Source organism: Paenibacillus ottowii (assembly GCF_006874425.1).
GTDB lineage: Bacteria > Bacillota > Bacilli > Paenibacillales > Paenibacillaceae > Paenibacillus > Paenibacillus ottowii.
The window spans coordinates 64,494-85,233 of the sequence record NZ_VIJZ01000011.1; the positions used below are offsets into that span (position 1 = coordinate 64,494).

21 protein-coding genes are annotated in these 20,740 nt (G+C 42.9%); 10 read left to right on the forward strand and 11 right to left on the reverse strand.

Annotated features, from left to right (window positions below):
- Position 1 precedes the first annotated feature (1 nt).
- On the reverse strand, positions 2 to 1,021 hold the full coding sequence (locus FKV70_RS21785) for a Gfo/Idh/MocA family oxidoreductase (protein ID WP_142614405.1): 1,020 nt from the start codon (positions 1,019 to 1,021) through the stop codon (positions 2 to 4).
- 180 nt (positions 1,022 to 1,201) lie between these two features.
- On the opposite strand from FKV70_RS21785, the gene FKV70_RS21790 reads away from it, so the two are divergent.
- The gene (locus tag FKV70_RS21790; protein ID WP_142614407.1) at positions 1,202 to 2,068 is read left to right on the forward strand and encodes a MurR/RpiR family transcriptional regulator; all 867 of its coding nucleotides are present in this window, start codon (positions 1,202 to 1,204) and stop codon (positions 2,066 to 2,068) included.
- A gap of 110 nt (positions 2,069 to 2,178) precedes the next feature.
- Here FKV70_RS21790 and FKV70_RS21795 read toward each other — a convergent pair whose 3' ends face one another.
- The gene (locus FKV70_RS21795) at positions 2,179 to 2,484 is read right to left on the reverse strand and encodes an ArsR/SmtB family transcription factor (protein ID WP_063210458.1); all 306 of its coding nucleotides are present in this window, start codon (positions 2,482 to 2,484) and stop codon (positions 2,179 to 2,181) included.
- A gap of 111 nt (positions 2,485 to 2,595) precedes the next feature.
- Between FKV70_RS21795 and FKV70_RS21800 the strand changes: the two genes are divergently transcribed.
- Positions 2,596 to 3,759: an MFS transporter gene (locus FKV70_RS21800; RefSeq protein ID WP_142614409.1), complete on the forward strand. Its 1,164-nt coding sequence runs from the start codon at positions 2,596 to 2,598 to the stop codon at positions 3,757 to 3,759.
- Positions 3,760 to 3,882: 123 nt separating this feature from the next.
- Here the strand turns inward: FKV70_RS21800 and FKV70_RS21805 are convergent, their stop codons facing one another.
- Complete coding sequence (locus tag FKV70_RS21805) at positions 3,883 to 5,010, reverse strand: NAD(P)/FAD-dependent oxidoreductase (RefSeq protein WP_142614411.1); 1,128 nt, start codon at positions 5,008 to 5,010, stop codon at positions 3,883 to 3,885.
- Between the two features lie 150 nt (positions 5,011 to 5,160).
- On the opposite strand from FKV70_RS21805, the gene FKV70_RS21810 reads away from it, so the two are divergent.
- From FKV70_RS21810 to FKV70_RS21830, 5 genes are read left to right on the forward strand one after another with little or no spacing between them, the layout of a single operon-like run.
- Positions 5,161 to 5,868 (forward strand): lantibiotic protection ABC transporter ATP-binding protein, encoded by a 708-nt coding sequence (locus tag FKV70_RS21810; protein WP_142614413.1) that lies wholly within the window; start codon positions 5,161 to 5,163, stop codon positions 5,866 to 5,868.
- 1 nt (position 5,869) lies between these two features.
- On the forward strand, positions 5,870 to 6,601 hold the full coding sequence (locus tag FKV70_RS21815) for a lantibiotic immunity ABC transporter MutE/EpiE family permease subunit (protein WP_142614415.1): 732 nt from the start codon (positions 5,870 to 5,872) through the stop codon (positions 6,599 to 6,601).
- Between the two features lies 1 nt (position 6,602).
- Positions 6,603 to 7,361 (forward strand): lantibiotic immunity ABC transporter MutG family permease subunit, encoded by a 759-nt coding sequence (locus FKV70_RS21820; RefSeq protein ID WP_142614417.1) that lies wholly within the window; start codon positions 6,603 to 6,605, stop codon positions 7,359 to 7,361.
- A 37-nt stretch (positions 7,362 to 7,398) separates the two neighbouring features.
- The gene (locus tag FKV70_RS21825) at positions 7,399 to 8,058 is read left to right on the forward strand and encodes a response regulator transcription factor (RefSeq protein WP_142614419.1); all 660 of its coding nucleotides are present in this window, start codon (positions 7,399 to 7,401) and stop codon (positions 8,056 to 8,058) included.
- The gene (locus FKV70_RS21830) at positions 8,049 to 9,449 is read left to right on the forward strand and encodes a HAMP domain-containing sensor histidine kinase (RefSeq protein WP_142614421.1); all 1,401 of its coding nucleotides are present in this window, start codon (positions 8,049 to 8,051) and stop codon (positions 9,447 to 9,449) included. Before FKV70_RS21825 ends, FKV70_RS21830 begins: the two co-directional genes overlap by 10 nt.
- A 62-nt stretch (positions 9,450 to 9,511) precedes the next feature.
- Here FKV70_RS21830 and FKV70_RS21835 read toward each other — a convergent pair whose 3' ends face one another.
- On the reverse strand, positions 9,512 to 11,551 hold the full coding sequence (locus FKV70_RS21835; RefSeq protein ID WP_142614423.1) for a fibronectin type III domain-containing protein: 2,040 nt from the start codon (positions 11,549 to 11,551) through the stop codon (positions 9,512 to 9,514).
- Between the two features lie 414 nt (positions 11,552 to 11,965).
- Between FKV70_RS21835 and FKV70_RS21840 the strand changes: the two genes are divergently transcribed.
- On the forward strand, positions 11,966 to 12,295 hold the full coding sequence (locus FKV70_RS21840) for a DUF3817 domain-containing protein (protein WP_063210478.1): 330 nt from the start codon (positions 11,966 to 11,968) through the stop codon (positions 12,293 to 12,295).
- A 308-nt stretch (positions 12,296 to 12,603) separates the two neighbouring features.
- On the opposite strand, the gene FKV70_RS21845 is transcribed toward FKV70_RS21840, so the two are convergent.
- Both FKV70_RS21845 and FKV70_RS21850 read right to left on the reverse strand, forming a co-directional pair.
- The gene (locus FKV70_RS21845) at positions 12,604 to 12,855 is read right to left on the reverse strand and encodes a YolD-like family protein (protein ID WP_063210480.1); all 252 of its coding nucleotides are present in this window, start codon (positions 12,853 to 12,855) and stop codon (positions 12,604 to 12,606) included.
- Between the two features lie 190 nt (positions 12,856 to 13,045).
- Positions 13,046 to 13,621 carry a TetR/AcrR family transcriptional regulator gene (locus FKV70_RS21850; RefSeq protein ID WP_063210482.1) on the reverse strand — a complete coding sequence of 192 codons (576 nt, stop codon included), beginning with the start codon at positions 13,619 to 13,621 and terminating at the stop codon, positions 13,046 to 13,048.
- Positions 13,622 to 13,757: 136 nt separating this feature from the next.
- On the opposite strand from FKV70_RS21850, the gene FKV70_RS21855 reads away from it, so the two are divergent.
- Positions 13,758 to 15,221 carry a DHA2 family efflux MFS transporter permease subunit gene (locus tag FKV70_RS21855; protein ID WP_208738438.1) on the forward strand — a complete coding sequence of 488 codons (1,464 nt, stop codon included), beginning with the start codon at positions 13,758 to 13,760 and terminating at the stop codon, positions 15,219 to 15,221.
- A gap of 109 nt (positions 15,222 to 15,330) precedes the next feature.
- Here FKV70_RS21855 and katA read toward each other — a convergent pair whose 3' ends face one another.
- From katA to FKV70_RS21880, 5 genes are all read right to left on the reverse strand, one after another.
- A complete protein-coding gene (gene katA, locus FKV70_RS21860) occupies positions 15,331 to 16,788 on the reverse strand; it encodes a catalase KatA (protein ID WP_142614427.1) in 1,458 nt (485 codons plus the stop codon).
- A 291-nt stretch (positions 16,789 to 17,079) separates the two neighbouring features.
- Positions 17,080 to 17,682 (reverse strand): adenylyl-sulfate kinase, encoded by a 603-nt coding sequence (gene cysC, locus FKV70_RS21865; protein ID WP_142614429.1) that lies wholly within the window; start codon positions 17,680 to 17,682, stop codon positions 17,080 to 17,082.
- Between the two features lie 38 nt (positions 17,683 to 17,720).
- Positions 17,721 to 18,620: a TIGR02452 family protein gene (locus FKV70_RS21870; protein WP_142614431.1), complete on the reverse strand. Its 900-nt coding sequence runs from the start codon at positions 18,618 to 18,620 to the stop codon at positions 17,721 to 17,723.
- Positions 18,617 to 19,108 carry an NADAR family protein gene (locus FKV70_RS21875; protein ID WP_142614433.1) on the reverse strand — a complete coding sequence of 164 codons (492 nt, stop codon included), beginning with the start codon at positions 19,106 to 19,108 and terminating at the stop codon, positions 18,617 to 18,619. Before FKV70_RS21875 ends, FKV70_RS21870 begins: the two co-directional genes overlap by 4 nt.
- A gap of 30 nt (positions 19,109 to 19,138) precedes the next feature.
- Positions 19,139 to 20,044: an NUDIX hydrolase gene (locus tag FKV70_RS21880; protein WP_142614558.1), complete on the reverse strand. Its 906-nt coding sequence runs from the start codon at positions 20,042 to 20,044 to the stop codon at positions 19,139 to 19,141.
- Positions 20,045 to 20,335: 291 nt separating this feature from the next.
- Between FKV70_RS21880 and FKV70_RS21885 the strand changes: the two genes are divergently transcribed.
- Entirely contained in the window at positions 20,336 to 20,638 is a 303-nt protein-coding gene (locus FKV70_RS21885) for a hypothetical protein (protein WP_064797114.1), read from the forward strand.
- The last annotated feature ends 102 nt before the right edge of the window (positions 20,639 to 20,740 follow it).

Below are 20,740 nucleotides of genomic sequence, written 5' to 3' on the forward strand. Positions count from 1 at the left end.
TCTAATTACACTCCTCTATGCCCTTCTCAAGTATTTCCATTGAAGTTATGGTTTCTTCATCTTTAATCACTTTTTCCTTGCCATGTATGATCGATTGATAGAGATCATCATACACCCGGGCATAATCTCCTTTTTCAGAAACAACTTTTTCTTCATGGTACTGACCATCATCATCCAGGTATGTTAAGATGCCATAATGCTCAGGCTGGTCAAGGCCGAAATCAAGGTGTCCCGTAGGCAGATAGAATAATTTAAGATGCTCTTCCTGACGATCCTTTGTCTGCTTTATAAAAACACCTTTTTTGCCGTATACCACAAAACTCGGCCGCTCTTTTAAACGAAAAAAGCTGGATTTGATGGATACCTTGAGTGGGGAATAATAAAAATCCAGATCAAAATAGTCATTCATTCTTCCGGAACCGAGCAATTGGCGAACATCGTAGTGGATCGTGTCAGGTTTCCCAAAATAGGAAAGAACCTGGTCAATGGTATGAGCGCCGTGTCCATACAGGTAACTGTTATGTTTGGAAAAATGAGAGGTGGAGTTAGGAGTCTCAGGGCGATAATAATCGAAATGCATCTCTACCTCCAACAAATCACCGAGTTTTCCTGATTCAATAACCTTTTTTGTAGTGAGGAAATCCGAATCATAACGTCTATTTTGATAGCACTGTATGATCAGATTTTTCTCTTTGGCATATTGGAAGATGGACACAGCTTCTTCTTTCGTCAACATAAAGGGCTTCTCAACAAGTACATTTTTTCCCTGGTCGAGTGCCATTTTCGCATACGTGTAGTGCGATTCTACAGGTGTACAGATAACAATCAACTGAATTTCCTTATCGTTCATTAGAGATTCAAGATGATCTGTATACTGCACGCCCGGGGTTTTCTCCCACTCCCCTTTATCTGGATTACGGGCGTAGATCGTCTTTACCTTCAAATAATCTCTGCTCAATGAAAAAGGAAGATGATACCGATTGGTGCTTTTGCCATTCCCAATGTAACCGATGGTAAGCATATTAATTCCCCCTAGACTCTTTTTCATTTATTATAGTAAAAGAACGTCGATCGTAAAGAATTTACCATCAAAATGGTACATTCAACCGAATAATTGTAAGCAAGACGGTTTGTTTTTAAACAAAATGTTCACTTTACATCTTTTGTAAAATGCTATTTCTATTGAACCGGGGGGAACCTGTTGAAAATACTGATGCAATTGTCTGAAATGAAAAACTTTACACCAAACGAAAAAAGCATTGCTTCCTATATTTTGGCCCATAAGGAAAAGATTCTACATTTAAATATTCAGGAGCTTGCCAAAGCTACGTATACTTCACACTCAGCCATTAATCGATTAATTCATAAACTTGGGCTATCCGGCTTCAAGGAGTTTACCATTAAACTTGCTCTGGAATTTCAGCAGGATACCCAGAATATTTCCAATGTAGACCCCAACTATCCATTCGGATTTGATGAAACCCCACTACAAGTGGCGAAAGAAATTGCAGAGCTAATGAAGGAAACGATTGAAAAAAACTTTACCTTCTTGGGTGATAACTTGCTGTCACAAACGGCCCAGTTGCTGAATCAAGCGGATAGGATCTTTATATATGCGTTAGGCGATTCACAAATCCGAGCGAAAAGTTTTCAGAATAAATTAATAAAAATCAACAAATACGTGGTTATAGCCACGGAGCTGTCTGAATGGGCTTACCATACGGCTAATCTAACGTCGCAGGATTGCGCTATTTTTTTAACTTATCATGGCAAGTCACCGATTTTTTTAAAAGCGGCACGACATTTTGCGCGAGAAAATATTCCATTTATCACAATTACAGCTACCAATCAAAGTGAATTGGCCAGACTAAGCCATATCTGTATCCAGGTGCCTAATGACGAAGTAAAGCATGCCAAGATTGGTACGTTTTCGTCACAAATTGCCTTTGACTATGTATTAAATGTGATATACTCCTGTATCTATAAAATCGACTACTTGAAAAATATGCAAACCCTAACACAATCGTTGGAGAATTCGCATCTCAACGACATGATGAATGACGTTTAGAAGGACTAGCTTCCCTCTAGCTGCAAAATAAGCGGCAACTTATAAGTATATAGGGTTGTCCTTCAACAAATAAGGTCTAGTTAGTATTATGCTAACTAGACCTTTGTCTTTTATCTCTTCAAGCCCGTCAGTACAGCGGACAGCAAGCTAGGAAAGCGTTCATTCAAATCATCGTAACGGATAGAGATAAAGCGTTGGGTTCCCTCTATTCTCGTATGAATAACCCCTGATTCCCGAAGAACCTTGAAATGATGAGACAAGGTTGACTTTGGGGCTGAAATATCTATCGAGCTACAGGATTGCTCCCCTTTTTCGTCTAAAATCTGGATGATATTAAGCCGAATGGGGTCACTGAGTGCATATAAAACTGTAGGTAAAGTAATTTCTATTACGTTAGGATGATACAGCGTTCTCAAGATCCGTTCACCTGCCTAATAAAGAATTATAGTTGCATTATAGCATATTGGAATGCTATATTTCTATTATTCGAAAATATTCGAACATTAGAACAAATGGAGGGTTTCGTTTTGAGTAAAATTATCACCTTGTTTTTCTTGATTATGTTTTTCATTGGTACGGATACGTTCATTGTGTCGCCTCTTCTGCCTCTTCTTCGTGAAAGCTTTGGCATTTCTATCGAACAATCGGGCTGGATCGTTTCAGCCTATGCTTTAGGGTATGCTCTGTTTGCCTTAATAGCAGGACCGTTGTCAGATGCATGGAATCGAAAAAAAGTACTGCTGTTCGGTTTGCTTGGTTTCGGTATCTTCACTCTACTTTGCGGCTTTGCCGTTGATTTTTGGACCATGTTTGCTTTTCGCTTATTGGCTGGCATTAGTGCTGCTTTTGCCTCACCTCAAGTTTGGGCAGCCATTCCTCAATTAGTTCAACCACATAAAGTGTTAAAAGCCATGGGAGTTGCCACCGCAGGATTAGCCTTTTCCCAAATGCTAGGCGTTCCCATTGGCAGCTATCTCGCTACCGCCGGGTGGCAAATACCCTTTATTGTGATTGGTTGCTGCACCTTCCTGATCGTTATTTGGACTGCTGTTCTCTTGCCCGCCTTACCTCCTTCTATGCAGAAGCAAAAGGCTCCCTCGATTAGGAACAGATATCGTTCATTGCTGCAGGGCTCAACACCTAAGGTCGCTTTTCTGGCCTACTTCCTGTTCCAACTCGGAAATTTTGCTGCCTTCTCTTTTATTGGCACATGGCTGTCCGACAAATTCAGCCTCAATGTTGCAGTTATTGGTATGGTGATATTATTCCTTGGTTTAGGAAATACGATCAGCAGCTTATTTGGGAGCAGCCTAGTTAACAAAGTGGGTCCTAAGCATTCTTTGATCTATGGCGTAATTTTTATCGGCCTGCTTTATTTGCTTCTGCCCTATTTACCTAGTGTGACCTATGTCGAAATTACATATTTTCTGATCTTCCTTATCCTTGGAATGATTTTTCCGCTTATGATGAGTATGCTTCAAACCTTGTCTGCCACAGCACGCGGAACAGTTTCATCACTTGCCAATTCTTCTATGTATTTTGGAACGATGGTTGGCTCTTTCACAGCAGGAATGCTATACGCGCACAGTGGTGGTTTTATTTCCGTTAGCCTGTTTTCTGTGATTTGTTTCGGTGTGTCACTAATCTTGTTCCTACGTAGCGGAGTTTTACTAGGTCTAAGATTAAAATAGAAACGAATAACCATAAAATTCGACATAAACTCTATCTTTGGGCCAGAAAAAGAACTTATATTATTAGAAAAGCCGCCAGTATGGCGGCTTCTTATGCTATCTAGTGTTGTCTACCTTGAAGAATCAATTTTCATCAATAGCATTTCGAATATCATAATTATCGATGTTGATATCCAAAGCCATTCCAAGTGCTAACTTTGCCAGCTGACTTCCAATAAAGGGCCCCATGGTCAGTCCGGATGCTCCAAGCCCATTGGCAGCTATAAGACCGTTCCAGCCAGGAACAGCTCCAAGCACCGGTAGAAAACCAGGTGTAAAAGGACGGAAACCAACTCTTACCTCCTGAAAAGTACTATTTGCTAAATCAGGTGCTAATTCTAAACCTTTATTTAGGATTTCCTGCATCCCGCCTGCTGTTACTCTTGTATCGTATCCTTCGATTTCATTTTCGTGAGTCGCCCCTATGATGATCTTCTGTTGATCAAACGCTAACAAATATTGATCAGAAGGCGGCATGATTACAGGCCAGGTACCTGTATCTTGCCCAGCAGGGATCTGTAAATGCATGATTTGTGCTTTTTGAAAGCTAACCTTAAAGCGAATGCCCAAAGGCAGCATCAGTTGATTTGCCCATGCACCAGCACAAACAATGACTACGTCAGACGAAAAGCTGTTTCCACCAACCGTTACTCCGGTTACATGATCGGAATCATATTGAAGCACAGCATCCCCATAGATAAGGGTTGCCCCATTTCTTTGTGCTGATCGGATCAACGCATCACGCAGCGCACGACCATCTATACGTGCGGCACCGCTAATATGAACGGAGCGATAGCGATCTACTAACAAAGGAAAACGTTCATGGGTTTCCTTTTCATTAAGCTGCATAATTTCACCGATTTCCGGTGCATCTGTATGACGTAAATGTGCCCGTTCCTGCATTTTTTGGATTTTATTTACATCATCATGAATACTGAGAGCTCCAACTTGAGCGTAGCCAGTTTCTGTTTCTCCCTCGCTTTTGAGTTCTTCAATCAGCTCGGGGTAAAAACGTGCGCCCGCTTTGGCTAGCTGGTACCAAGCTTGATTGCGTCGCTGTGATAGCCAGGGACAGATAATGCCAGCAGCTGCATCCGTAGCTTGTCCTTTATCTTTGCGGTCTACCAGAACGACATTAGTCCCCATTTTTGCTAACTGATATGCTGTCGATGCCCCTAGAATTCCTGCTCCGATTACGATAACCTTCTTCATGATTACATTCCTTTCCTACATCACTGTATCCATTATAGCGAATACTGCTTGAATGCATAAAGTTTGAAACATTAATATTTTAATCCTTATAAAGTTCTTAGATTTGATCTGTAAAGTAGTTGTCAGAACGAATGAAAAGGATGAAATGATATGGATAACATTATTTTACAGACAAAAAATCTCTGCAAAACCTTTGGACAACAGCAGGCAGTGAACAACGTCGCGTTGTCTATTCAAGAGAATTCAGTGTATGGACTGCTCGGTCCAAATGGGGCAGGAAAATCAACCACCTTAAAAATGCTAACCGGCATGCTGCGCCCGACAGCTGGTGAGATTTTATTTCAGGGAAAACCTTGGTCGCGGAAAGATCTCGTTCAGATCGGCGCGCTGATCGAATCCCCTCCACTCTATGAGAATTTGACAGCAAGAGAGAACCTTAAGGTTCGTACAACGTTGCTGGGATTGCCTGATTCACGGATTGATGAAGTATTGAGTATTGTCGATTTGACCCATACCGGAAAAAAGCTTTCTGGTCAGTTCTCGATGGGGATGAAACAGCGACTAGGCATTGCCATTGCGCTCCTCAATCATCCCAAGCTATTGATCCTAGATGAGCCAACCAACGGACTAGACCCTATCGGCATTCAGGAGCAACGCGAGCTGATTCGCTCCTTCCCGAAGCAAGGAATTACCGTAATCCTTTCCAGTCATATCCTATCCGAAGTCGAACAAATTGTTGACCATGTCGGTATCATTGCCGGCGGCGTATTAGCTTATCAAGAGGCGGTCACTCCTGGGCAGGACCTGGAATCGTTGTTCATGCGGATTGCACAAGAATATCGAAAAGGAGATGAGTAGGATGCAGCAATACATAGCCGCTGAACATCTAAAATTAAAGCGTACCTTCACGAAAAAGCTGGTCTGGCTAGCCCCCATCGTTACTCTTCTTCTATGTACCGGACTCATGGGAGGACATATGTTCCAAAGCGCCAGCTACAATTGGTGGTATATCATGCTACTACCAGGTACCCTGACCTTAATGTGTTCAGGAGTAATTCAAAAGGACGGCAAGAAGCTGAAATACCATGCTATCCTCGGAATGTCTGTGGATTCGGCTCAGGTATGGTACGGTAAAATCGGAGTTTGTGTAAGACTCTTAATGTTTTCTTTTATTATCCTATTTATAGGCATAACTCTCGGCGGATTCGTATTTTCAACTTCCGTGACACTAGCACGAAGCGTCGCTGCAACGCTGATACTCTTCATCACCTTTTTGTGGCAAATTCCACTTTGCCTGTTTCTAACGGACCGAATAGGCATGTTTGCCACTCTTATCATCAATATGCTGGGTAACGTAGCTTGCACGATCTTGTTCGCAACATCTTCTATATGGTGGGCCGTGCCCTATGCTATTCCGGCGCGATTGATGTGCGCCGTCATTCAAGTGCTGCCTAATGGGCTTGCTGTGCCTTCAGGAGATCTACTTTTGGATCAAGGCGTAATTGCGCCCGGACTAGTGATCACAGTTTGTCTATTCATGATTTTGTCCGTACTGACGGCCATGTCTTTCCGCAAACGGGAGGCTAAATAAGATGATATCTTTCTTACGCTATCTAAAATCTGATGTGCTTAAACTTAGAAGACAACCCCTATTGCTGGTACAGCTGCTTGTGCCGCTTTTGGGCATAGCAATCTTTCTAGCCTACTATTCCTTTACTCCGTACTCACCGATTTCGAAGGTGGACGGCTATTTGCAAATCCTGGCAGTGGCTCTTCCTACCATGATCGGTATTGTCTGCTCCATTGCTGTTGAGCAGGAATCAGTCGCTGGGAACTTCCAGCAGCTCTTGACCTCGCCAGTGAAGCTGTTACCTTTTTTGAGTAAGCTTATCCTGCTCCTGATCTTGGGATTTGGCAGTGTGCTGCTTGCCTCCGGCGGCTTTGGGGCTGGCTATATATATCTGATGAGAGAGTCGCCGTATGGCTTGAAATTTTATGTGTTGGCTGCCTGCATTCTGTTTTTGTCCAGTGTATTCCTCTATATTCTGCATTTTTTTATTAGTTTGCGGTTCGGCAAGGGAGCTTCAATCGGTCTGGGCATCATGGAGAGTCTATTGTCCGCTTTGCTTCTTACAGGGCTGGGTGATCATAATTGGATATTCATCCCCCCTGCTTGGGCGGCCCGCTTCATTACGATTTGGGTGCAATACGCTGTAAGCTCAACAGAATTTATTCCTGAAGCTATACAGCTTGATTGGGGAATCAGATATTGCGTAGTAGGGACCTTAGTCATCATGGTATTATTAGGGTTATGGATTTGTCGTTGGGAAGGACAAAATTCGTCGGAATAAAGATTAGAGTAAAGAAAGCAAGGGAAGTGAACTAAACATGGCAAACTTGTTAGCCGTTGATGATGAACCCGCCGTTTTGGCACTCCTTCAAAATATTTTGCAGAAAGATGGCCATGTTGTCACGGTGGTCTCCAACTCCTCAAAGGTTCTCACCATGCAGCTTGGAGCCTTTGACCTCATACTGCTTGACGTGATGATGCCTACCATGGATGGATACGTACTCTGTCGGGAAATTCGCAGCAAGGTAGACTGTCCCATTCTGTTCCTCACAGCAAAATCCATGGAAAACGATGTGATGTTGGGTCTTGGGGAAGGAGCAGACGATTATATTGTCAAGCCGTTTGGGGCTGGAGAGCTGCGCGCAAGAATCAATGCCCATCTTAGACGGGAGAATCGCGAACGGCGTAATGTATTCTGCATTGGGGAAGTACATTTCAACCTGTCCGGCAAGGAAATCACTGTTCAAAATGTAGTAGTCCCATTTACCAAAAGTGAATATGAGATATGTAAGTTTCTAGCTTTGAACTGGGGCCAGGTATTCTCTAAAGAACAAATTTACGAAGCCGTCTTTGGCTTTGATGGGGACAGCGATTCCGCTACCATCGTGGAGCATATCAAAAATATCCGGGCCAAGCTTGGCAAAGTAGAGGTTTCCCCAGTGGAGACCGTTTGGGGGATCGGGTACCGATGGAAGTAACCAAAGTACAGCAAGCACGCAAAACAACCAAAATGCGAACCATTTTCCTGGGTTATTTAGTTATGTTTTGTACTGGCACGATTGCACTCGCACTTATCCTGGTCCTCATCTTCTATGTCCTGATGTCTTGTGGGATCATTCTCCCCGCAAACTATGCTGAAAATCAGGTGCATGAGGACAAGACAATCATTGAAGCTGGCAAAACCCTGCAGCCGGATTCTCGGCAGAAACTATATAAATACGCATTATTTACTTCAAAAGGCCGCCTCATTGAGGGAAATCTTTCTGATAAACAGGCTCAAGCCGCTTGGAATGTGACGCAGCAGAAGGATACTACTTATCACTTTCCCTATAACTATGTAAAAGTCTCTCATCATGATAAAGTTACCGTGATGCGCTATTCGGTCTCGGCTCAGTTTGAACCTCCTATCCTGCGTCAATATCTGCCGAACGCGGAATTGTCCTTTTTTGCCGTGTTCTGCATCGCCTTTCTGGGAGGGGGTGTCTTACTGGCTTCCAACTTCGGACGAAAGCTGACACACAAAATGAGTGGATTGCAGCAGGCTACAAAGCAAATTCAAGCGCAGGATCTGGACTTTTCAATTCAGCTCAGTGGCGTGATGGAGATCGATCAGGTCCTCCATTCCATGGATACAATGAAAGAAACATTAAAGACTTCGCTTCAGAAACAATGGAATCTCGAAAGATCACGTCGTGAGCAAATATCCGCCCTAGCACACGATATCAAAACACCGCTTACTATCATTCGCGGAAACGTAGAGCTTCTGACCGAAACCGAGCAATCTGAGGAGCAAAAGAACTATACTGATTATATAGCGGAGAGCATCAGGCAAATGGAGCAGTATATCAAGACGCTTATTGAAATGTCAAAAGCGGAAACAGTGGCCACTCTGCAGACGGAAACAATAAATACTGACTTCTATTTAACGAAGATAAAAGATCAGGTAATGGCTCTGGCTGCTGTCAAAAAAATTTCTGTCGTATTTGCTGCATTTAACCTTCCTAGGACCCTGTATATAGACCCAATTCTGCTTGAGCGGGCCATCATGAATGTTGCTTCTAATGCAGTGGATCAAGCGCCAGAATATAGCGAGATCCGGCTGACTGTGGAGTCTGCGGGAGACTGTATTCATTTCAGCATCGTGGATGAGGGCCCGGGTTTCTCTGCGGAAGGCCTCAAACAAGCAGCCGAGCAATTTTATATGGGCGACTCGTCCAGAAGATTAACTGGACATTACGGTATGGGCTTGTACATAACAAAATCCATTGTGAACCTGCACGGCGGAAAGCTGATCATCACCAACTCCACCGAGACAAGCGGCGGACAGGTATGCATTGAGATACCAATCAGTGTATCACCGACATCATGATAAATTCCTAACAAAAAGAGTTCTAAAGTTATGTACTTTAGAACTCTTTTTTACAGAAGTATTTACTTGGTAATCGTAATCTGTTTGGATGCTGCATTATAGTTCACCTGATAACCCGAAAGCTCGCTGATGACTCGTAATGGAACCAGCGTATAGCCATTAACAATAACCGGAGCAGTGATGCTCGTCGAATAATTCCGGGAGTTGTTCAACTCATATACAGCAAGGGTTGAATTCTTGACTTGAAGTACCACTTGTTTGCCATCTGTAGGGCGATTCAGAATGATCTTTTTGGTTCCTTTTTCATAGTTTACATCGTAACCCACTCGTTCACTAATAAAACGTAACGGAACCATCGTCACTCCATTTATGACTTTCGGCGCCTGAGCTATCGTTGTAGCCCGACCGTCTACATAAGCTGTTTTAGCTCCTGGTGTCAGGGTGAAGGACGTTGAATATGAAGCAACTGCATTGTTCGTGTAACTCGTCGTAGTACCGGAAGTAGTGGTAGTAGAGTTTGTTCCGGACGATGAACTGCCGGTGCCTAATGCTCTATTGCGAATAGCCTCCAGTCGGTCCAGCAGATCGCTTTTACGTGTACCAGTTGGCAGATCACTAATCGCATCTCTGGCAGAACGCCAGTCGGACGCATTTAGACTATTTTCTGCAATCCGCATTAAATCTCTCGCTTTCTCATAGTTTGAGGAACTAGAGGACGAAGAGTAGGAACCATCCGAATTCGTTCGCTCAGATATCTTTACACCACTAGATTCCCTTCCACTACTATTTACGGTTATGACCTTAATCTCATACCAGCGTCCTTCTCGTAAATCCGTTATTTTATAGGATTCTGAGGTTGTAGTTCCTTTATAATCACCATCAACATAGATTTTTACCCTCTCTGCTCGACTTGGCATATCATAGGTAATTTTGATCCAGGTGCCGCTTTTGCTATCGACTTCAAGATTAGATACTTCTGACGAATTGGAGGATGTACTATTCGTTGTGGCGGTCAACTTCACACCGGAGGACAACGCACCTGTGCTTCGCTTGGATTTTATCGTGAACGTGTATGTCTGGCTTGCCGAAAGATTATTAAATGTATAGGATGATCCTGTTGAATCAGTTACCAGCTGCCCATCCTTATATAGACTGACCGTACTAATTCCGCTAGGTTTTGTCCAGGAAACAGTAACGCTATAGTTGTTTACTGATGTCACTGAAGCACCTGTCACCTCGGGCACAATATCGGTAGAGACTGAAGACGTTGTAACCGGAATACTAACTCCTTGAGATATGTTTCCGGATTTGTCTATCGTTTTGACCATTACAGTGTAGGCTGTAGCAGCATTTAAGACATTAAACGTGTAAGACGTCCCTGTCGTTTTCTGAATTTCTGTACCATTTAAATAAATAATCGCTTGGCTTAAGTCAGCATCTTTAGGCAATATGTAATTGATGGTAAATCCATTATATCCTATATTTGTCGCTGTCAGCCCGCTTACTTCTCCTGGGGGTGTCTTATCCACAGGGGCATCAGTGGAAGCTGTTTTAACCTGTACTGTCGTACCTAGAGATTCGTTCCCGCTCTTATTCACTGTCTTTACTCGAAAGGTATAAGTCGTATTCGGCTGTAAACCACTCATCATATAAGAGTTACTTCGAATGTTATCAACATATACATCGTTAGTGACATTAACCACTTTTACGTGGTCAAAATTGATGTCCGATGGATTAGTCCAGGACAAATTTACTTTTGTTGTTTCTGTAGGAATCGCTGTCAGATTGCTTACATCTGCTGGCGCAATATTCGAAGTAACCAATTGGGTCGACATTAATTTCATCACTTGGTTAATATTAGGCTTATGACCGGTTAATGTAGTCAATTTCGTACTAGAAGTGATCGGTATTTGGCGTCCTTGAATGGTCGCTAATTTGGTATGTGATTGTGGTATGTTCAAACCTGTCAGATTTGAGTTATGCCTTTCAGTCGGCAACGCGCTAGCCACTGCATCGGGTCCCAAAATGCCATACCCCGTATTCAAAATCAGCGTAGCCGTTGCGAACGGAGCCATCCATTGACGCAAACGTTTTTTATTCATGTTTTATGCTCTCCTTGATACCAGTATTGAAATTTTATGTTGTCAAAATAAATAAGTAAACTCACAAACCCTTCTGCTGTAATCCAGCTTTTAAAATAAATACCATAACGTACAGACGTTCATTTAACTGTTATCGGAATTTCTATACAAAATGTTTAGACCTAACACCAGCATTCTTTACTAATCGGGTACATGCTAACATCTAAACGGCCATATACACAGAGTCTTTTAAGCTTGGCTAACTAAACATTTTTCTTACACTAAACCATACAAACCAAACGTTGTTACCCTAGTATTAGAGGAAATATTAAAAGCTAGCTGTAAATATTCGATATATCGTAACTTTCTACCGTTCAATAGTATTACATCATAGGATATATTAAATTTTAAGTAATGAAAAAAGGAGATGTACCTATGTTCAAAAATGCTTTTAAGACGTTTGGGTTCATTGGCAATGTTGAAGCGATTTCTTATCTGCTACTTGTATGTATTGCCATGCCACTTAAGTACGCAGCTGGAATGCCGCAGATGGTAAGCTGGGTGGGAATGATCCATGGGGTGCTGTTTGTGGCTTATGTAGTTGCAATTGTAGTCATGCTGATTTTACGTAAAATTACGCTGCTGCAAGGCCTTACAGCCTTGATTGCCTCGCTGTTGCCGTTCGGCCCCTTCATTTTTGATCGTAAGGTGCTTAAGAAAGCCGAAGCACGTGCCAGTCATACCAGCCCGATCAAGGCTACATAAACAGATACGAGGCCCAGACAGACGCATCAATGCGACGCTCTTTCACCACATATACTGCACAATATAAGAAAACAACCGAGTGGTTCACAGCCATCGGTTGTTTTTTTATGCACAAATAAATAATTTTTAGTTATTAACATTTTTCCAGACACTCATAATAGTCATTAGACGGATCATCCTGGTTATTACGTTTGAGATATCCTGCTATAGCTAAATAAGCAAAAAGTCCGTAAAAATACCGATTGTAAGGGAGACGTCAAACTTTGACATTCATTCTATCCCTTTCTGCTATATTTATGTAATCACAACTAATCTCTCGGGTAATTTACACTCATGATATCCATAAAAGGAACTTTATCCGTTTCTCCATTACTCTCTACATGAACCTTGCCTGTTCTCGGGTCCATTTTAACGATTTGTCCGCGGGTTGTTTCTTCGCGTCCCCATACAGTCAATACAACTTCGGATTGCTCTTGTTGTGCTTCTACAAGCTGATTCCCGATTTCCTCCAGTACAAATTCATCCCGAGTAGGCCGTTTGGGTACCTTCGCTTTTGCCACTTGCTATCACTCTTCCTTTCGTGCAAAATCAAATTCATTCCATTTTACCATACTTTTCATCATTTGGTACTGGTAATGTGAGTAAAATTATGTCCCAAGATGCACCAAAAAGCCGAGTTTTCAAAAATGAAAACATCGACTTTCTAAAGTCACTTGCTGGTGGCTCATTAGGGTGCTTGAAAACAGGAAGCTAAAATGATTTGACCAACTGTGGAATGTAATCCACGATATTGTAAATAGGAGCGCTGCTCTGTTGTGTAACGGCTAAAATTAAAGCCCCTTCGAGCATCGAAATGATTAGTACCGCTAGACTGTGCGCCTTCTCCTCGTCCAAGCCCGATTCCTGAAGACGCTCCATATAGATGTGCTGCCAATCTGTAAACGTATTCACACAGGCATGACGTAGTGATTCACTAATACAGGAAGTTTCCGCAGCAGCCCAGAAGCTAATCGGCATGAAGCTGTCAAAGCCAAGACGGTCTGCCTCTTCAGCTGTATGACGAATAAAATTCTGAATGGCTAGTACAGGATTTTCGTTTCCGTTCAATGTCTGCTTCAATTTTTGCTTAATAAACTCATTCCCTCTTTTTATGCACTCCAAAGCCAGCTCTTCTTTACCCTGTGGAAAATAATAATAAAGTGATCCCTTCGGTGATCCACTCTCCGCAAGAATCTGATTCAGTCCGGTCGCATGATACCCCTGGTGAAAAAAGAGTCTCGACGCCGTTTGTACGATATTCTCATATGATTCGGGTTTAGCAGCCATATACAGCATCCTTCATTATATAATATTTAAACATTTACTTTGACAAAAAAATAATAGCATGTTTATTATATATAGACCGATCGCTATAATTCAATACCCATTAATTTATTGGAGGAACAAAAACAACATGAGTACAATGAGTCAAACAAGTTCACCCTCTGAACCCAAAACGTTCAAGGTGCTACCTATTATGATCGCCCTGCTTCTTAGTGGCTTTATTGGAATGTTCAGTGAAACAGCACTTAACATTGCGTTGAATGATTTAATGCAGATTTTGCACATTACCACAGCAACAGCTCAATGGCTGACCACCGCTTATCTGCTGACACTCGGTATTTTAGTACCTGTATCGGGATTGCTGCTTCAAACCTTTACAACAAGACAGTTGTTTGTGACATCGTTGCTGTTCTCAATAGCTGGTTGTCTCGTTGCGGCCCTTGCCCCTACCTTTTCGGTGTTATTGATTGCACGCATTTTGCAGGCTATGGGTACAGCGCTGTTATTGCCATTGATGTTTAACACGATTTTAATCATCTTCCCAGCTGAAAAGAGAGGCGCGGCTATGGGAATCATCGGACTGGTTATTATGTTTGCACCTGCGGTAGGGCCTACCATTGCTGGACTGGTACTGCAAAATTTATCTTGGCACTGGATCTTCTGGATCTCCCTGCCGTTCCTGGTTCTCTCTCTGATCTGTGGTATTTTATTTATGCAGAATGTCTCAGAACCGACCAAGCCCAAGATTGATCTTTTATCTATTGTTCTGTCTTCCATTGGCTTTGGCGGTGTCGTGTTTGGTTTCAGTAAATCTGGTGAAGGTGGCGAAGGCTGGACCAGCCTGATTGTTTTGCTTCCTGTAATCGTCGGTGTGGTATCGCTCATTCTGTTCTCTGTACGACAGTTGAAAATGAAAGCACCTATGCTGAATTTGCGTGTGTTTAAATATCCAATGTTTGTGATCGGCGTTATCATGGTGTTCTTATGTATGATGACGATCCTTTCTACCATGCTGATTCTTCCACTCTTTTTGCAAAAAGGGCTGGCCTTGTCCGCTCTAACAGCAGGTTTGGTGCTTCTGCCAGGTGGGATTATCAACGGTCTCTTGTCGCCTGTTATGGGTACCTTATTCGATAAATTCGGTCCCAAATGGCTTGTGATTCCAGGACTTGTGATCGTGGCGGCTGTGTTGTTTTTCCTGTCCGGCATTACAACGACATCCACGCTTATACTGATTATTGTGCTGCATAGCTGCTTGATGATCGGTATTTCCATGATTATGATGCCAGCTCAAACGAACGGTCTCAACCAGCTTCCTATGGATTTATACCCAGATGGAACGGCTATTATGAGTACGCTCCAGCAAGTGGCCGGTGCAATCGGTACTGCCGTAGCGGTAAGTATTCTCTCCAAAGGCATGGACAGCTATTTGAGCCAATCCAGCATGCCTCAGTCCGTAAATGAAATGGCCAATGCCATGGTAATCGGATCTCAGCATTCATTTTTCTTTGCGATGATCATCAGCGTAGTCGGTCTGATCCTTGCATTTTTCATCCGCAGAGTTCATGTTGAACACGGCACTGCCAAAGCACCGATGCATTAATTCATAAAGATATGTCATCCCAAATTACAAATATCTGAACAAAACCAAAAGGCTGCTAACCATTTTATTAATGGTTAAGCAGCCTTTTGGTTTAAGCTGGCAAATAAATCTATTCGCCTTGCGGAACTGTCAAGCCCAGACCTTCAGCTACACGGCGTCCGTATTCAGGATCCGCTTTATAGAAATGACCGATCTGACGCAGTTTGATTTCATCACTTTCTACGGGCTTCATCGCATTTACGATGTTACGAACCAGACGTGAGCGCTCTTCTTCACTGAGCAAGCGGTACAGATCACCTGGCTGTGTATAGTGATCGTTATGATCGTAAGCTACACTTTGTGCCTCGCCAGCCACCTCAAATGGAGCGATTTTGTGAGCTGGTGCTTCTTTCGGTCCACCGAGACTATTCGGCTCGTAATAGACAGATCCCCCACCATTACCGTCACTGCGCAATGCGCCGTCGCGTTGATAGTTGTGTACTTCTGCATGCGGACGGTTGATCGGCAACGAATTATGATTTGCACCTACACGGTAGCGATGCGCGTCGCCGTAGGCAAACAGGCGTCCTTGCAGCATCTTATCTGGGGATGCTTCAATACCAGGAACAAATGAACCTGGCGAGAATGTCGCCTGCTCTACCTCAGCAAAGTAGTTTTCAGGATTGCGATTCAGCACCATACGCCCTACCTCAATCAGCGGGTAATCCTTTTGAGACCATACTTTGGTCACATCGAACGGATCAAAACGGTGCGTATTTGCGTCTTCTATGGGCATAATCTGCACATAAAGTTTCCATGCCGGGAAATCACCCTTTTTAATCGCATTAAACAAATCTTCTATATGATAATCCGGGTTTTCACCGGCAATTTTCGCAGCTAAATCTACATCGAGATTTTGTATGCCTTGCTCTGTTTTAAAATGATATTTCACCCATACAGCCTGCCCCTCAGCATTTACCCACTTGAACGTGTGGCTGCCGAAACCATGCATATGTCTCAGTGTAGCGGGAATACCGCGGTCAGACATCAGGATACTTACCTGATGAAGTGATTCAGGAGACAAGGACCAGAAATCCCAGACCGCATTCGGGTTTTTCAGATGTGTTTGGGGATGACGTTTTTGCGTATGAATAAAGTCAGGAAATTTAATGGCATCCCGAATAAAGAATACAGGCGTATTATTGCCCACGAGATCATAGTTCCCTTCTTCTGTATAAAATTTCACCGCAAAACCACGTGGATCACGTACAGTATCAGATGAACCTAGCTCACCGGCTACAGTAGAAAAACGGATAAACATCGGAGTACGCTTGCCTACTTCAGACAAAAAACTTGCTTTTGTATATGAAGACAAATCATTAGTGACTTCAAAATATCCGTGTGCCCCCGCACCTTTGGCATGAACAACGCGTTCAGGCACACGCTCCCGGTTAAAATGCGCCAATTTTTCTAGCAGATGCACATCCTGAATTAGTACAGGCCCCCGTGAGCCAGCTGTAATCGAATTCTGATTATCTCCAACAGGAGCGCCCCAGCTTGTAGTCAGGTTCGTTGGTTGGTTACTCATAATTGAAATCACCTCTTGATTGAATTGGTAGACCATATGCCTTTCACTATAAATTGCACACAAACAAAAATCAATACCTTTTTATAATTATTATAATTTAGGATTTAGAATTAGTTTAAATCGAAAAACAAAAAAAGCAAGCCCAATATGGCTTGCCGTAGTAACAGTGCTGTAATTATTTACAAATAAAATCACTTCAATTTTTACGTTCTATAATGATTTTATTGATCACTTCTTCAGGTTTGGCTATAAAGACTTTCAGATAATATTCATCTGGATTTCATCATAAAATCATAATAGCAGCTGCTTTCTATCGAGAAAATCCAGAATATCCTGTACCGACTGATTCACCTCCCGGTCTTCAGTCGATACGATTAAATCAGGTTCCAGTGGCGCTTCATATGGAGCATCAATCCCCGTGAAATGTTGAATTTCCCCGGCTCGTGCTTTTTTGTACATTCCTTTTGGATCACGTCGCTCACATTCCTCCAGACTGCACTGTATATAAATCTCGTAGCAGCCTTCCTGTTGTAAAATATCCTTTACCATTTCACGATCCTCACGATATGGCGAAATGGTAGCGCAAATCGTTAGAACACCCGCATGTGACATCAGCTTGGACACTTCCGCAATGCGACGAATATTTTCTTTGCGGTCAGCAGGCAGGAAACCCAAATTGCGATTTAAACCATGCCGAATATTATCCCCATCTAAAATAAATGTACGTATACCTCGTGCATATAACGCTTTTTCGAGAGTGGAGGATACCGTTGACTTTCCCGAGCCAGACAGCCCTGTAAACCAAAGCACCGGGCTTTTATGTCCGTTCAGAAGCTGCCGAGCTTGCTTATCAACTTCTGATACATGCCAAGTAATATTGGAAGATGGCTTCATTCAGCACTCTCCTATTTTATTTTAATTGGTCTCTAGTATCAGGATAAAACATTTTTAAAACTGTTTAAAGTACGCTGCTCTGCTTTATGGTCTAATACGGCAAAGACAATCCGCTCAAACAGCAGTCCATATCCTTCAGCTACAAGCACTTGCTTAAACCAATCTGCAACCTCTTCCGGCTTATTACGAAATACCCCGCAGCCATAAGCACCAAGCACAAGATGTTGTACACCGTTTTGCATGGCCATTCCCAATATGTAACGAATGCGTTCCAACATGACTTCTCCAATCCGGTGCACTTGCTCTGGCTCACGCTCACGCACAATTCCAGCGTTCACAGCTGGCGCGGTCAGGAAATCGACTAGGTACGGATTTTCCAGCAATGCTCCCTGATCATCACGAAAAACAGGAACCTGCGGAGAATAAACCATATAATCTGAATAAAAACAGCTGCGCAGCTTCCGATTATGTTGGTACATTTCCTCCATTTGTGAAATACACGGATATAGCGCTGATGAACGAGCCAAGCTTTCCTCTTGAGCCTGACTGCCTCCAAGGAATCCGCCCCCTGGGTTTTTAGCTGATGCAAAATTTAAACATGCTACATATCCCCGCTTCTCCTCAACCTGGAGTCTATGTGCGGCCTGCAACGTGCTTTCTCCCGTAACTTCCATCTTTCCAATGATCGCCCGTTCGCCTACATGGGAGGAAGCACCCCATATACTTTTTATTTTTTGCTCTGCCTCTTGCTTTATAGCCACCAGTTGAGCAGGCTTATATAATTTCGAGCCTGTGACCGCATTCTCTACCTCTTTTGCTATATTTACTTGTACCTGTTTGGTATTCGTATAATGCCCATATTCCAAAATGGACAGTGTTTCATGCGCCATATGCGACCTGGTATCCCGATTACTTCGGGAAGTCATTGTATTTTTCATGACGAAGAGTCCTCCTTTTGCAATAAATCCTCACGTAAATTCGTTAATATTTCCCCCAGCCAGTTCGTACCACGCCATAGCTTACGATGCTGTATACGTGCATCATTTTCTGCTAAGCCTACCCCCCAAATGGTGTCCGTCGGACTAGCCTCAACCAGGGTAGTTCCTTTCGTTTTAAGCAGGTGCTTGAGCAAATTCACATTTTGGGTGAACTTGGCATAATTTCCGTCATACACGAATTGCCGGCAATTTGCTTCCCACAAGGATTGGTTAAAGCCGCGCACACTGCGGCCACGGGCCTTTTGCTCCCTTGGGGTAGAGGCTTGCATAATTTTCAGGGCAGCCTCTTCATCCCCAAAAAGCTGTGCTTTTTTTAGCATCATATATTGCTCGGCACAGTTAAACTCCAATCCATCCACAACAAATTCACAAGGGTACCATTGCGAAAAGGGCGAATGACTGCGATAAAAAAATGTATACTTTTCCATAAAAAATCCCCATTTCTTCTTCCTTTAATACTATATAAAACGTGACCGTGGTTTAAATCGGTATAACTTGGACGGACGATGTCCGGCTGCCTTCCTATACTCATTGGTTTCTTCCACGAGATCTGCTATTTTACGACGAAAAGCTGCGGCTAACAGCTCCTTACCTAAAATAATTTCATACACCTGCTGAAGCTCACTCAGTGTAAATAGAGCCGGCATCAGGTGAAACGCGATATCTGTATATTCAATTTTGCTGCGTAGACGCTCAATACCGTACGCGATAATTTTGGCATGATCAAAAGCAATTCCCTGTGACTCCAGCACTTCTCGCTTCATTTCTATGGTTTTTCCCTTAAGAATTTCAGTTATTTTCACTTTGGCTGACAGAAGAATGTCCGCATGCTTCAATGTAATGTTAATGTTCTGCTCCCATGTGTAACCTCCCGGTTGATTCGTCCGCGTCTCCTGAGCCACAGTGTAATCCAGTTCAAACCATTGAGCATCTGCTGCATCATCCCCTGCCTGTACCTCCAAGGATTCATGATCGACTAGCGCCATGTAAGCACAGCTGATTACCCGCATACGCGGATCACGTGCCACATCTCCCCAAGTATACAGCTGCTCCATATAAATCTGATCCACATTGGTTTCGGTTTTAAGCTCGCGTCGCGCAGCTTCTTCCAGGCTTTCATTCATACCCACAAAACCGCCAGGCAACGCCCATTGCCCTATAAAAGGGTGCTCTCCTCTTTGGATCAATAGGAGTTGAAGTGTTTTCTCCGGCAGCTTGCGGTAATTCTGCTGGATCTGATCCATTACAGTAAATAGCAGCATATCTACCGTTACGGACGGACGCTCATATTGATTCGCATCATAAAGGGCCAAAAATTGTTCTTCCGTCAAGCCACTGTGATTGTGTTTCATCCCATCTGTCACTTGTGTCACCTACCTGCTTCTATTTGGGGCATTATCGCTTTTGGTTCAAAAGCAACGAATGCTTTATATAATTTTTATTTTTATTCAATTGATAAAAACAAAATGATAATATCAATACATTAATACATAATCAATGCTTCGTCAATAGGGTGAATAGACCTATTTCAGGTCAATTGATAGTACTATTAGACTGTTTAGTGAATTTTACTTGTTGCTTATTGTCATATCATGTATGATGTTCTGGACAATATAGGAAACACAACATACTAAACACGTAAGGAGAAGATCCAATTGTCTAACTCGTTAAATCCGCAATACAACCAACAAGGAGCACCATCCAGACCAGCGCCTGTTTACCCACCACCTGTTTCATTCAAGGAGTGGATGATCAGTTTACTTCTAATGGCTATACCAGTAGTGGGACTTGTCATGCTGTTTGTGTGGGCTTTTAGCGGCTCGACGAATCCGAGCAAAGCGAACTACGCTAAAGCAGGCCTGCTTTGGGCCGCTATTGTAATTGTAGTCTATATCATTATTGGTGTTGCTCTATTGCCTGCTATCATAAGCTCATTGAATTCAAGCAGCTACTATTGATTTCAACTACATAGCAAAATAACCTTCCGATGGATCATTCTGAACCATCAGAAGGTTTTTAAACTAAACTGCCGACCCTGTCGGCAGTTTTTTTCATTTCAC